This window comes from Streptomyces sp. NPDC006643, assembly GCF_042870175.1.
Lineage (GTDB): Bacteria > Actinomycetota > Actinomycetes > Streptomycetales > Streptomycetaceae > Streptomyces.
Map to the genome: position 1 here is coordinate 89171 of NZ_JBIAHA010000023.1, position 13239 is coordinate 102409.

Sequence of the window (13239 nt, forward strand, 5' to 3'; positions counted from 1 at the left end):
GGCACCGTGGCGGGCGGCGCGGCGAGTACGCCGCCACGCCCGCCACGCCCGCCACGGTCGGCGCGGGTGTCGGAGGGTGCCAGAGAGGGCTAGAGGGTGAACGCCTCGGCGAGCGTCCAGATGGCGAGTCCGGCCATGCACGCCGCGCCGATGCGCTGGACCGTCTTCAGAGGAACCCGCTGGGCGATGAAACGGCCGGCCAGCAGGGCGAGGGCGGAGACCGACATCAGCGCGAGGGCCGAGCCGATCGCGGTGGGCAGCCAGCCGTTGCTGGCGGCCAGGTTGGCGGTGGTGATCTGGGTGAGGTCGCCCCATTCGCTGATGAAGACGGCCATGAAGGCGGTGGTGTAGACGGGCCAGAATCCGGTGACGGTCTTGCCCCCGCCGTCCTCGTCCTCGTCGCCACCGCTGCGCAGCAGAACGAAGGCGCCGAACGCGAACAGGGCGGCGGAGACCAGCTTGACCGCCATCTCGGGGAGCATGCTGAGCAGACTGCCGGCGCCGACGGCGATGGCGACGTGCACGACGAAGGCGGTGGATGTGCCGAACCACACGTAGAGCGGTCGCATCCGGGTGCCCATGGCCAGTGAGGCGAACATGGTCTTGTCGGGGAGTTCCGCGAGGAAGATCAGCCCGAAGGCGGTGAGCATCGCCAGGGGGTCGAAGGTCATTCTCTTGCTCTCTGCCGGGGCCGGGCCGACAGCTCGTACGACACCCGGGAAGGCGACGGGAGGAACCGTTCGACCCGGCACGATGGACGGCCCCCGCACAAGCGCGGACCGGATCATGCCTTGGCCGAAGGTCTCGTCCGCCCCGCAGCTTTCGCGGTGGCCCGGTGGCCGGGACGCCCAAGGGCGTCCAGTGTGTCGACCAGCGGTTCTCGGGACTACTCCCCTTCGCTGCTGACCAGCCTAACAGCCGGGGCGGCCACCCCTGTGCGCCGGGATCAACGCCCCGGAAGCGACTCAAGGTGCGGGGGGCGTCACCGTCCGAGACACAGCAGCGCCGCCCGCAGATCGAGGCGGTCGTCCAGGCGTGAGAGGTCGCGGCCGGTGATGTGCTCGATCCGCCGGACCCGGTAGTGGACGGTGTTGACGTGCAGATGCAGTTCCTCGGCCGCGCGTGCCCATGATCCGTCGCGGGCGAGGAAGGTCTCCAGGGTCTGGAGCAGCGCCACGGACGAGGCGTTGCCGGCGTCGAGGAGGGGGCCGAGGACGGTGTGGCTGTACGCGGCGCGGACCTCTTCGGGTATCCCGGTCAGCAGCGCCGCGAGCCCGGTGAAGGCCGCCGCGTCGGTGACGGACGAGGCGCCGGGGGCGGCGTTACGGCCGGAGGCCAGGGCGTAACGGGCCTGGGACAGCGCCCCGTTGAGGTCCTCGGGGCGGTCGGCGCGGGGGCCGGTGCCGGCGTGCAGGGGGCGGGAGGCGTCGCAGGCGGCGATCAGTGGCCAGATCGCGGCGAGGGGCTGGGCGACGGGTTCGGCGGGCGACTCCGAGGACGACCCGGCGGGCGACTCTGCGGGCGAGTCGGTCGGCAGGACCGCGAACGCCGTCCCGTCGGGCAGCTGGCCCACGGCCGCGCCGCCGGGCCGCAGTTGGGCCACGGCCTCCGACAGCGCCGCTCCGTCGGGTGCCGCCGCGATCACCTCGTACGGGCCCCGCGGCGGGAGCCCGCAGGCCAGCAGGGCGGCCCGCAGCGCGAAGCTGTCGGCGCCGGTGCCGGTGCCGCTATCGGTATCGGTACCGGTCCCGGTACCGGTGAGCAGGGTGCCGAGGGTGTTCGCCGCCTCGTACGCGGCGGCCCGGTGGCTCCTCCCCGACCGCTGCCAGGTGCCCAGGACCGCCGCGATCTCCTGGAGCATCCGGGGCGGGGCGCCGCCGGGCTCGGGCAGATACAGGCGCAGGCGCCCGTACGGCTCCGCCCCGTCGACCTCCACCGGCACCGTGACGCCCGTGCCGTCCACCGGCAGCCGGGCGGCCTCGCGGGGCGGGAGCGCGGCGGCGTCCGCCGTCGCGGCGACGGTGCGGCCGGCGGCCGTGAGCAGGTACGCGGCCGGCCGGTCGAGGTGCGCGAACGCCGCGTCCAGCAGGGCGGCGGGGCTCGCGCCCTGGGCCAGCAGGCGGCTGAGTCGCTCACGGGTGAGTTCGGGCAGGGCGTGCTGGCGGCTCAGACCGCCCCACTGCCGCAGATAGACCGAGTCGGTGATCGTCCGGAACATGACGTGGGCGGGGACCGCCGCCACCGGGATGGCGTGCCGGCGGCACGCGTGGACGAGGTCGTCGGGCACCCCGCCGTGTGTCTCCTCACCCGCCAGCAGCGCGGCGGCGCCGGCCGTACGCAGCGCGGAGACGAAGCGTTCCGCCTTGGCCGGGCCGTCGTCGGGGGTCCACCAGACCAGGCCGCTGAGCACCAGCTCGCCGGGCCGGACGAAGCGTGCCGGGTCCTCCAGGTCGGTCGCGGTCACTCCGCTGATCTCCCGCCCCAGCATCGTGTCCTCGCACCACAGCGGGCGCAGGCCCAGGGACTCGTCTCCCAGGAGGTGTGCGATGTGCATGGGTTTCCGGCTCCTCTTGCGCGTCCCGCATTCACCAGGTGAGTACGGGTGATCGCATGGTAAATGCAAGACGAAGCGGGCGGTACGGCTCTTGGTTGATCCTCCAGCGCATCGTCCTGGATCATCGGTGTTTCCGTGTGGTGAACCAGTCGTCCCGGGCGGGTTCGCGTTGCTTCACTGACGGCATGGACCTGAACACGGTGGTGGAGGTACGGGACGCCCGGCGGGCCGGGCCCTGGCGGACCGGCGACGCGTGGCTGGGGGGTGGCACGTATCTCTTCTCCGAACCGCAGCCGCGGCTACGGCGGTTGGTGGATCTGAGCCGGATGGGCTGGGAGCCGGTGGTGCGGCGTCCGGACGGTTCGCTGGAGATCGCGGCGACGTGCACCGTCGCGCGGTTGTCTCGGTTCGCGGCCGGTGTGCGCGCGGAGGCGGCGCCGCTGTTCGAGCAGTGCTGCCGGGCTTTTCTCGCCTCGTTCAAGATCTGGAACATGGCCACGGTCGGCGGGAACCTGTGCAACGCCCTGCCCGCCGGCCCGATGATCTCGCTGACGGCCGCGCTCGGCGGGGAGTGTCTGCTGCGTTCGCAGGGCGGTGCGCTGCGCCGGGTCCCGGTCGCCGACTTCGTCACGGGCGCCGGCCAGAACGTCCTCGCCGAGGGCGAGTTGCTGCGTTCGGTGACCCTGCCCGCTCGCGCGACGGCCTGCCGTACGGCCTTCCGGCAGGTGTCGTTGTACGGGCTCGGCCGCTCGGGCGCGCTGGTGATCGGGGCGCTCGATCCGGTCGACCACTCCCTCACCGTGACGATCACCGCGTCGACGGTGCGGCCGGTGCGGCTGTGGTTCCCGCTGCCGCCCACGGCGGCGGGCCTGCGGGCGGCAATCGAAGGGGCGGTCGCCGACCACGAGTGGTTCGACGACATCCACGGACTGCCCGCCTGGCGACGGCACATGACTTTCCGGCTGGCGGAGGAGATCCGCCGCGAACTGAATCCGCTCGAGAAGGGCCAGGATCTGTGAGCTTCGGGATCGAGGTGAACGGCCGGGCGTCGGACGCCGAGCCACGGCCGGGCCAGTGTCTGCGGACGTATCTGCGCGAGCGCGGCTGGTTCGGGGTGAAGAAGGGCTGCGACGCCGGTGACTGCGGGGCCTGCACCGTCCATGTGGACGGCGAGCCCGTGCACAGCTGTCTGTATCCGGCGGTGCGCGCGGACGGCCGGACGGTCACCACGGTGGAGGGGCTGGCCTCCGACGACGGCGAACTCCACCCCGTACAGCGGCGGTTCCTCGACGCGCAGGGTTTTCAGTGCGGCTTCTGCACCGCCGGGTTCCTGATGACCACCGCCGCGCTGGACGAGGACCAACTCGCCGATCTGCCACGGGCGTTCAAGGGCAATCTGTGCCGCTGCACCGGTTACCGCGCCATCGAGGACGCCGTACGGGGCGTGTGCCACACCGAGGCGCCGTCCGCCGGTGAGGCGGTCGGCCGCAGCCTGCCCGCCCCGGCGGGGCCGCAGGTCGTCACCGGGACCGCCCGCTACACCTTCGACATCGACGTGCCCGGTCTGCTGCACATGAAGCTGTTGCGCTCCCCGCACGCCCACGCCCGTGTCGTCGCCGTCGACACCTCGGCCGCGCTGCGCGTACCGGGTGTGCACGCCGTCCTGACCCATCACGACGCGCCCGCACGGCTTTTCTCCACCGCCCGGCACGAACACCCCGAGGAGGACCCGGCGGACACCCGGGTCCTGGACGACACCGTCCGCCATGTCGGGCAGCGGGTGGCGGCCGTCGTCGCGGACAGCGAGGCCGCCGCCGAGGAGGGCTGCCGGCGGGTCGGGATCACGTACGAGGTGCTGCCCGCGGTCCTGGACCCGGAGGAGGCGATGCGGCCGGGCGCGCCGGTCGTGCACGCCAAGGACGCGGCGACCGCGCGGATCGCGCGCCCCGGCGCCAACGTCGTGGGTGAGACGCACGGCGAGATCGGCGATGTGGAGGCGGGGTTCGCCGAGGCCGACGCGGTGTACGAGGAGACGTTCCGCACCCAGCGGGTGCAGCACGCGAGCCTGGAGACCCATGGCGCGGTGGCCTGGTTCGACGAGGACGGCCGGCTGACCGTGCGTACCAGTTCGCAGACGCCGTTCCTGACCAGGATCGCGCTGTGCGATCTGTACGACCTGTCGCGCGAGCGGGTGCGGGTCGTCGCCGGCCGGGTCGGCGGCGGGTTCGGCGGCAAGCAGGAGATGCTGGTGGAGGACATCGTGGCGCTGGCGGTGCTGCGGCTGCGGCGGCCGGTGAAGCTGGAGTTCACGCGCGCCGAGCAGTTCCACGGGGCCACCACGCGGCATCCGTTCACGGTCCGCGTCAAGGCCGGGGCCCGGCGGGACGGGACGCTCACCGCGCTTCAGCTGCGGGTGGTGGCCGACACCGGGGCGTACGGGAATCACGGGCCGGCCGTGATGTTCCACAGCGTCGGCGAGTCGCTGGCCGTCTACCGCGCGCCGCACAAGAAGGTCGACGCGTTCTCCGTCTACACCCACACCGTCCCGGCCGGGGCCTTCCGGGGCTACGGGCTGGGGCAGGTGATGTTCGCGATGGAGTCCGCGCTGGACGAGCTGGCCCGCCGACTGGGCCTGGATCCGCTGGAGTTCAAGGAGCGGAACATCATCGGGCCCGGTGAGGCGATGCTCACGCCGGGCGGTGAGGAGGAGGATCTGCACATCGCCTCGTACGGCCTGGACAGTTGTCTGGCCATCGTCCGGGCGGCGCGGGCCGAGCCGGCCGAGCCGGGGCCGGCGGGCTGGCTGGTCGGTGAGGGCGCGGCGCTGGCGATGATCGCGACGGGGCCGCCCGGCGGGCACATCGCCGACGCCCGCGCGGCGCTGCTGCCGGACGGGACGTTCGAACTGGCCGTCGGCACGGCGGAGTTCGGCAACGGCACCACGACCGTGCACCAGCAGATCGCGGCCGGGGAACTCGCCACGACCGTGGACCGGATCACCGTCCGCCAGTCCGACACCGATGTCGTACGCCATGACACGGGCGCGTTCGCGTCCACGGGCACGGTGGTGGCGGGCAAGGCCACCCTGCGGGCCTGCCGGGCCCTCGCGGACGCGCTGCTCGACTTCGCCGCATCGCGGACGGGTGCCGCGCGGGCGGACTGTGTGCTGACCGACGAGGCGGTCCGCCATCCGGGCGGGCTGCTCCCGCTGAAGGAACTCCACGCGACGGGGCGGGAGTTGGGTGTCGAGTTCGTGGCGGACGGCCACTTCGGCGGCACTCCGCGCTCGGTCGCCTTCAACGCCCAGTGGTTCCGTCTCGCCGTCGACCCGGGGACGGGCGAGATCCGTATCCTGCGCAGCGTCCACGCCGCCGACGCGGGAAAGGTGATGAATCCGCTCCAGTGCCGGGGCCAGATCGAGGGCGGGGTGGCCCAGGCCCTCGGGGCGACGCTCTTCGAGCAGGTACGGGTGGACGGCCTCGGGCGGGTGGAGACGGCCGCGTTCCGGCAGTACCGGCTCCCCCAGTACGCGGACGTCCCGCGTACCGAGGTGCACTTCATGGAGACCAGGGACGCGATCGGTCCGCTGGGGGCGAAGTCGATGAGCGAGAGTCCCTTCAACCCGGTGGCCCCGGCCTTCGCGAACGCGCTGCGCGACGCGACGGGACTGCGCTTCACCCGACTGCCGCTGACCCGCGACCGGGTGTGGCTGGCGCTGGACGCGGCGGCGGAGGGGACGCAGGGGGTAGGGGGCTGATCACCGTGCCGCCTCGGCGGCCAGGCGCAGCGCCTGGTCGACCGCGCCCGGGATGTCGTGCACGGGGAACAGCGTGTGCCGTACGGTCCGTTCGGCGTCGACGACCAGGACGAGCCGTTTGAGCCGGAGCCGGCCCGCGCCCCGGAAGGTCGGCAGGCGCAGGGCCGCGGCGAGGCGCAGCCGGGCGTCGGAGAGCAACGGGTACGGCAGTGACTCCGCGTGGGCGAAGTCCGCCTGCTCGTAGGGGAGTTGGGTGCTGACACCGTGGACGGCCACACGGGCGCGCCGGAAGTCGGGCCAGGCGTCGCGGAAGAGGCGGTTCTCCAGGGTGCAGCCGGGGGCGCCCGGAATCGGGTCGTCGCCCCAGTCCACACCGGTGCCCGGATAGGTGAACAGCACGGTCGCGGCGGCGTCGGGGGCGGCGACGGCGCGGTCCGTGCCGTCGTGGCCGGTCAGTTCGAGATCCGGGGGCAGCGGCGTGCCGGCGAGGGCGTGGACCCGGGAGTGCTCGGCGCTGTCCTCCGCCGTTGTCGCGGCCGTGCTGCCGTCACCGAGCATCCAGCGGTCGCCCCAGTCCTGCATGGCCACGAGCAGCGGCAGCAGGTCCAGTCCGGAGTCGGTGAGCAGGTACTCGTAGCGGACGGGGCGCCGCTGGTAGAGGCTGCGGCGCAGTACGCCGCGTGCGACGAGCCGTCCCAGACGCTCCGTCAGGACCTTCCGGGAGAGGCCGAGTTCGGTGGCGAGCGCGTCGAAGCGGACGTGCCCGCGCGCGATCTCGCGCAGCACCAGCACGTTCCACCAGTCGCCGGTGACGACCGCGGCCTGGGCGATCCCGCAGTTCTCGTCGGCGTTGTGCATCTTCATGCCGCCATAGTACGTTCCCTTTCGGAACTCATTTTGTTCTCTGCTGGAACTTACTCAGGAACTCACTCCATGAGGAGCGGCACCATGACCACCATCACCCGCGTCGTCGCCCGGGAGATCATCGACAGCCGGGGCAACCCGACCGTCGAGGTCGACGTCGAACTGGCCGACGGCTCCACCGGACGCGCCGCCGTACCCTCGGGCGCCTCCACCGGCGCCCGCGAGGCCGTGGAACTGCGCGACGAGGATCCGGCCCGCTTCCACGGAAAAGGCGTACGGCGGGCCGTCGACGCCGTCAACGAGGTCATCGCGGACGCCGTCGTCAGCCTTGAGGCCGAGGACCAGGCCGGCGTGGACGCGACACTGGTCGAACTGGACGGCACCCCCGACAAGGCGAGACTCGGCGCGAACGCGATCCTGGGCGTCTCCCTCGCCACCGCCAAGGCCGCCGCGAGCGCCCACCGGCTCCCGCTCTACCGCTACGTCGGCGGGGTGGACGCGCGCCTGCTGCCGGTGCCGATGATGAACATCATCAACGGCGGTGCGCACGCGGACAACGCGCTCGACTTCCAGGAGTTCATGATCGCGCCGATCGGCGCGGCCACCTTCGCCGAAGCCGTACGGATGGGCTCCGAGGTCTTCCACACCCTGCGCCGCGACCTCGTCGCCGCCGGACACAGCACCGGCGTGGGGGACGAAGGCGGATTCGCCCCGGAGCTGCGTACCGCCGAGGAGGCGCTGGACTTCGTCGTAGGGGCCGTGGAGCGCACCGGCTACAAGCCCGGCACGGACATCACCGTCGTGATGGATCCCGCCACGTCCGAGTTCTACCGCGACGGGGTCTACGACTACGCGGGCGAAGGCGTACGCCGCGACCGCGCCGAGCACGTCGGCCATCTGGCCTCGCTCGTCGACCGCTACCCCGTCGCCTCCATCGAGGACCCGATGGCCGAGGACGACCGCGAGGGCTGGCAGACGCTCGTGGCGCGGCTCGGGGACCGCTGCCAGCTCACCGGCGACGACGTGTTCTGCACAAACGAGACGCTGCTGCGCGAGGGCATCCGGGACGGCATCTCCAACTCGATCCTGGTGAAGCTCAATCAGATCGGCACGCTCACCGAGACCTTGGCCACCGTCACCACCGCCCACCGGGCCGGCTGGACCGTGGTGATGTCGCACCGCTCGGGCGAGACCGAGGACACCACGATCGCCGACCTGGCCGTGGCCACGGGCTGCGGCCAGATCAAGACCGGCTCGCTCTCCCGCTCGGACCGCACCGCCAAGTACAACCAACTCATCCGCATCGAGGAGGAGTTGGGCGCCCAGGCGCGCTACGCGGGACGCGACGCGCTCGGTCTGCGCCAGGGCCTGTCCGGAAAGTCGGCGGCGTGATCCGCCAACCGGCCGCCCGCGTCAGCCGGTTCGGACGGCGCGTGTCAGGAAGTGGGCGCGGGCGTCGTCGTACTCCTCCGGGTGCCAGCCGGCGGCCGTGAGCATCGGAAGCAGGTTCGGCTCGGCCAGGGGGTCGGCCGGGCTCAGGGGGCGGCCGTGGCGGGCGGCGCGTTCCGCGCGGCCGGAGGGGTGGAAGAGCACCAGCGTGCCGCCCGGTCTGACGACGCGGGCCCATTCGCGCAGCGCGGCGGCCGGTTCGGCGAGATGATCGAGCAGTCCGGCGGAGAAGACACCGTCGACGGTGTCCGACGGCAGCGGCAGACGCAGGCAGTCGGCGACCAGCAGGTGCGCCAGATCGCCGTCGCGTCCCTCGCGGGCCGCCGCCGCGAGCATGGCGGGGGTGACGTCCACACCGAGCACCGTGCCCTTGTCCCCCACCTCCGCGCGCAGCGCGGGCAGGACGCGTCCGGTGCCGCAGCCCAGGTCCAGCGCGGTCTGCCCGGGACGCAGCCCCATACGGGCCACGGCCGACGCGTACGCCGGGGTGTCGGCGGCGAAACGCGCCTCCCAGCGGGCGGCCCTGGGGGTGAAGAACGTACGGCTCGCGGTGTGCGCCGCCCGGTCGGCGACCAGTGCGGCGAAGCGCCCGAGTACCCGGTCCCGGTGCGGGGCCAGGGCCGCCAGTGCGGCCGAGGTGGCGTCCCGCAGTCCGGGAACGGTGGCGGCGTCCGCCGGGAACGCGGCCACGAAGGTGTCCACGGTCGACCCGTCCGCCTCCAGATGGAACTGGAGCCCCCAGGCCGCACCGCCGACCCGGAACGCCTGTACCGGGTAGCGGTCGCACGACGCGAGCAGGACCGCGCCGTCCGGCAGGTCCATGGTGTCGCCGTGCCAGTGCAGCACCCCGAGCCGCTCGGGCGCCCCGGCCAGCAGCGGGTCCGTGGCGGCCGGCGGGCCGGTGCGTACGTCGCCCCAGCCCACCTGGAGTTCCGGGCCCGTACGGGCCGAGCCGCCGGCCGCGACCGCCAGCAGCTGGGCGCCCAGACACACCCCCAGCACCGGCACCTCGGCGGCCAACGCGGCACGCAGCAGAGCGAGTTCGGCGCCCCGCGTGGGGAATCCGGCGTCGCTGTGTGCGGCCATCGGGCCGCCCATCACGACCAACGCCTCGATCCCGACGAGGCTTTCGGGCAGCGCGTCGCCCGCCCACACCCGGCACAGCCGTGTCCGCAGCCCGGCCGCGTCGAGCGCGGCGCCGATCGCGTACGGCCCCTCCCCCGGTACGTGCTCCACCACCAGAACAGCCACCGCCCCGCCCCCTGTCCGCAGATGCAGCCGTCAACGCCGACATTCGACAGTACATCCGATGCGGATACGGCGTATCGGGCCGCAGGTGCGGGCCATGCTCGCGGGGGTCGGTCAGTCCGTCTCGGCCGTCACCCGGCCCGATTTCACGGCCGCGACGAGGGCGGCGTGGTCGCGTTCGTTCTGGTCGGCGTAGCTCTCCGCGAAGTCGGCCAGCGCGTTGTCGAACACGGTGCCGCCGCCCAGATAGGCGGCGATGGCGATCCGGTCCCCCGAGCGGGCGTGGGCGCGGGCGAGCGTGGCGCCGCACAGTTCGGCGAAGACACGCATCCCGTTGGGGATCATGTCCTGCGGTTCGAGGATGCCCTTCCAGTCGTGCAACTGCCGTACGTAGAAGTCCCGTTGGCGTCCGTCCAGCCCCCGTACCCGGTCCCATCCCAGAAAGACGTCACCGACCGCCTGCATGAGCCGCTGCCCGGCGACGACGCGGTGGCCCTGGTTGTTGTAGTCACTCGCGCCCGCGTGCTCGGCCAGCACCGAGTGGTCCGCCTCCTTCGCCTGGAGGATCAGCGGATCCGTGTCGTCCTTGCCCAGCAGGAGCAGGATCCAGCAGCGGGTGCCCACGCTGCCCACGCCGACGACCTTGCGGGCGATGTCGACCACGCGGTACTGCCGGAGCAGTTGCCTGCGCTCGGTGGACAGGCTCCGGCCGTACCGGTCGACCAGTTTGTGGAGTTCGGCGACGAACCTGTCGTGCCGCACGCCCCGCAGCAGGTCGTCGATCGGCACCACCAGCGGCGGATCGGCCGCGAAGCGGCGCTCGCCGTCGCGCGAGAGGGTCAGCTTCTCGTACGCCTGGAGGCTGTCGCGTCCGCGGGCCTTCGTCATCGACTTCGACAGCCGCTGCCGGCCCCTCCCGCCGAGCTGCCGGTCGGCCAGCGGCCGGAGTTCCTCCATGTCGGCCCGGGTGTACCAGACGTCGAGATTGCCCATCCCGGCGAATTCGCGCATCCGCTCGCGGTAGGACCGTACGGCCGCGGTGACGATCACGGACCGTTCCTTGGCGGAGAAGCCGTTCTCCCGCCCGGCGATCACCAGACTCGCGGCGAGCCGTTTGACGTCCCACTCCCAGGGGCCCGGCAGTGTCTCGTCGAAGTCGTTGATGTCGAAGACCAGCCGGCGCTCGGGCGAGCCGAGGAGCCGGAAGTTCATCAGATGCGCGTCCCCGCAGAGCTGGGCCCTGATGCCGGAGACCGGGGTGGCCGCCAGATCACCGGCCATGATCGCGGCGGCGCCCCGGTAGAAGCGGAAGGGCGACTCGGTCATCCGCCCGTACCGGATGGGCACCAGCTCCGCGACCCGCGTCTGCGACTGCGCGTCGACGACCGACACCGGGTCGGGCCGGCCGGCGGCGGCCTCGAACACCGCGTGGCTCGACCGCGGGGCGACCTTGCGCGCCGCCTTGCCGCGCTCGGCCCGCTGCGCGGGGGTCAGATACGTCGGACGGCGCCGTCGTGCGCCGGTGGCCGCTCGTTCGCCGGGGTTCCCGCCGGGCTTCCCGCCGGGGTTTCTGCCGCGCCTGGTCATCGATGCGCCTCCACCCCGAGAGCCGCCCCCTCCCCTCCACTATCCGGCCGCGCCCGGCCCCCCGCACGTCGGCCGGGCCCGGCACGGCGTACCCGCCGGCCGGGTCAGGACTTGCGGACCGCGGCCAGCAGCGCCGGTGAGTGGTAACCCGTCGAGGTGCCCGCGTGCCAGGACACCAGGTCCGGGGCCTCCGGCCGGGCCCCGCCGAGGAGATAGAGGGTCACCAGGCCCACCGCGCCGACCACGGTGATCCCCAGCGTGATCCCCACCGCCTGGTGGAATCCGTCGGCGAGTCCCTGGACGAGCGCGAAGTGCAGCAGGACGGGTCCGATCAGGAACGCCGCCTCCGAGCGCAACAGTTCGACCAGCGCGAACGTCGGGCCGATCTGTGCGGCGGGGACGGAGAAACCGGCCAGGAAGAGTCCCGGCGTCACGCCCGCGCCCGCGCCGAAGCCGAGGAAGAAGGAGGCGACGGGGACGGTCGTGGACGCGTTCGACGTGGAGGCGGCCAGCAGGACGGCGGCGCCGATGGCGACGCTGACCGTCCCGCACAGGGCCAGATACGGCGTCCAGCGGGTCGACATCAGCTGGCGGAACAGCAGGGCGGCGATCAGCACGCCGAGGATCTGGGGTGTGACGAGCGCCCCGATCCGTACGGCGGAGAACACCGCCTCCCTGGTGTAGTAGACCTCGATCAGCTCCAGCAGGGTGGTGAAGCACGCCCCGACCAGCATCGCGTTGAGGGTGCCGACGACCGGCAGGGTGTTGCTGATGGGCCGCACCGGCATCAGCGGACGCTCCTTCCGGTACTGCCCGCCCACCAGGAACACCCCGCAGACGAGCCCGACGACGACCGGTACGTAGAACTCGGGGTCGCTGAAGTCGCCGCGCGTCAGCCAGGAGACACCGAAGAACGGCAGCGCCGTCGTGCCGAACGCCAGCGGGATCGCGGACCAGTCGAACTTCGCGCGGCGGTCCGGCGGGGCGTTGCCCTCGAACGTCAGCGATCCGACGACGAGTCCGATCAGCGCCAGGGTGCCGATGCCCGCGAACAGTGGCCGCCAGCCGCCGAACGACCCGACGAGCCCGCCCACCAGCGGCCCGAAGGCCACCATCCCGAACAGTCCGAGGCTGACGACCGCGGCCGTCGTCTGGAGCTTGTCGATGGGGTGCCCGATGATCAGCGGCGGCAGCGCGGCGACCAGCAGCATGCCGGTGAACAGCCCCTGGAGCACCACCCCGGCCGCGTACATGCCGATGTTCTGCGCGCTGAGCGCGAGCACCGTGCTGAGGACGAATCCGCACTCGCAGACGAGATAGACGCGGCGGCGCGCCACCCGCTGCACGATGTCGGCGCAGGCGACGGCGCCGAAGGCGTAAGCGGCGTTCGACATGCCGCTGCTGAGCTGGACCTCGTACGCCGTGGCGTCGATGCTCCGCATGATCTGCGGTTCCATCAGGGCGGTGGCGGTGGTGAGGATCAGATACGGGCTCAGCGCGAGCAGCGCCAGGGTGACGGCCGCCGGGTAGCTCCCGGCCAGCGGGAGCCGGGTGAAGAGATTCGGCGAAGGTGAGCGGGACGGCAAGAACGCCTCCGGGGCCGGCGTGGGGGGACGCGGGGGAAGTGGGGGAGCGCGCGGCGGGGAGGGTCCGCGGACCGGCTCAGCGTACGGTCGTACGCCGCGCACTCCGGCCTGACACGCCCGCCCCATGACCGAGACCTCTGTCCGCACGACCGGACCCACCGCATACCCCCAGCCGGTACACGCCTCCGGTGGGG

The 13239-nt window shown here is 72.7% G+C and carries 9 protein-coding genes; 3 read left to right on the top strand and 6 right to left on the bottom strand.

Annotated features, from left to right (window positions below; all coding sequences use genetic code 11):
* Positions 1 to 89 precede the first annotated feature (89 nt).
* Positions 90 to 671 carry a TMEM165/GDT1 family protein gene (locus ACFYNU_RS28740; protein WP_356590955.1) on the bottom strand — a complete coding sequence of 194 codons (582 nt, stop codon included), beginning with the start codon at positions 669 to 671 and terminating at the stop codon, positions 90 to 92.
* Positions 672 to 982: 311 nt separating this feature from the next.
* Complete coding sequence (locus ACFYNU_RS28745) at positions 983 to 2554, bottom strand: helix-turn-helix domain-containing protein (protein ID WP_356590953.1); 1572 nt, start codon at positions 2552 to 2554, stop codon at positions 983 to 985.
* A 185-nt stretch (positions 2555 to 2739) separates the two neighbouring features.
* Here ACFYNU_RS28745 and ACFYNU_RS28750 point away from each other — a divergent pair, with 185 nt between their 5' ends.
* Positions 2740 to 3573 (top strand): FAD binding domain-containing protein, encoded by an 834-nt coding sequence (locus tag ACFYNU_RS28750; protein ID WP_356590951.1) that lies wholly within the window; start codon positions 2740 to 2742, stop codon positions 3571 to 3573.
* A complete protein-coding gene (locus tag ACFYNU_RS28755) occupies positions 3570 to 6311 on the top strand; it encodes a molybdopterin-dependent oxidoreductase (protein ID WP_356590949.1) in 2742 nt (913 codons plus the stop codon). The genes ACFYNU_RS28750 and ACFYNU_RS28755 overlap by 4 nt, the downstream gene beginning before the upstream one ends.
* On the opposite strand, the gene ACFYNU_RS28760 is transcribed toward ACFYNU_RS28755, so the two are convergent.
* The gene (locus tag ACFYNU_RS28760; RefSeq protein WP_356590947.1) at positions 6312 to 7175 is read right to left on the bottom strand and encodes a winged helix-turn-helix transcriptional regulator; all 864 of its coding nucleotides are present in this window, start codon (positions 7173 to 7175) and stop codon (positions 6312 to 6314) included.
* 84 nt (positions 7176 to 7259) lie between these two features.
* Here ACFYNU_RS28760 and eno point away from each other — a divergent pair, with 84 nt between their 5' ends.
* On the top strand, positions 7260 to 8567 hold the full coding sequence (eno, locus tag ACFYNU_RS28765) for a phosphopyruvate hydratase (protein ID WP_356590945.1): 1308 nt from the start codon (positions 7260 to 7262) through the stop codon (positions 8565 to 8567).
* A gap of 21 nt (positions 8568 to 8588) precedes the next feature.
* On the opposite strand, the gene ACFYNU_RS28770 is transcribed toward eno, so the two are convergent.
* The 3 genes from ACFYNU_RS28770 to ACFYNU_RS28780 form a co-directional block, all read right to left on the bottom strand.
* On the bottom strand, positions 8589 to 9875 hold the full coding sequence (locus ACFYNU_RS28770; RefSeq protein ID WP_356590943.1) for a methyltransferase domain-containing protein: 1287 nt from the start codon (positions 9873 to 9875) through the stop codon (positions 8589 to 8591).
* Between the two features lie 111 nt (positions 9876 to 9986).
* Positions 9987 to 11459: a DUF2252 domain-containing protein gene (locus ACFYNU_RS28775; protein ID WP_356590941.1), complete on the bottom strand. Its 1473-nt coding sequence runs from the start codon at positions 11457 to 11459 to the stop codon at positions 9987 to 9989.
* Between the two features lie 104 nt (positions 11460 to 11563).
* Positions 11564 to 13045: an MFS transporter gene (locus tag ACFYNU_RS28780; RefSeq protein ID WP_356590939.1), complete on the bottom strand. Its 1482-nt coding sequence runs from the start codon at positions 13043 to 13045 to the stop codon at positions 11564 to 11566.
* Positions 13046 to 13239: the final 194 nt, after the last annotated feature.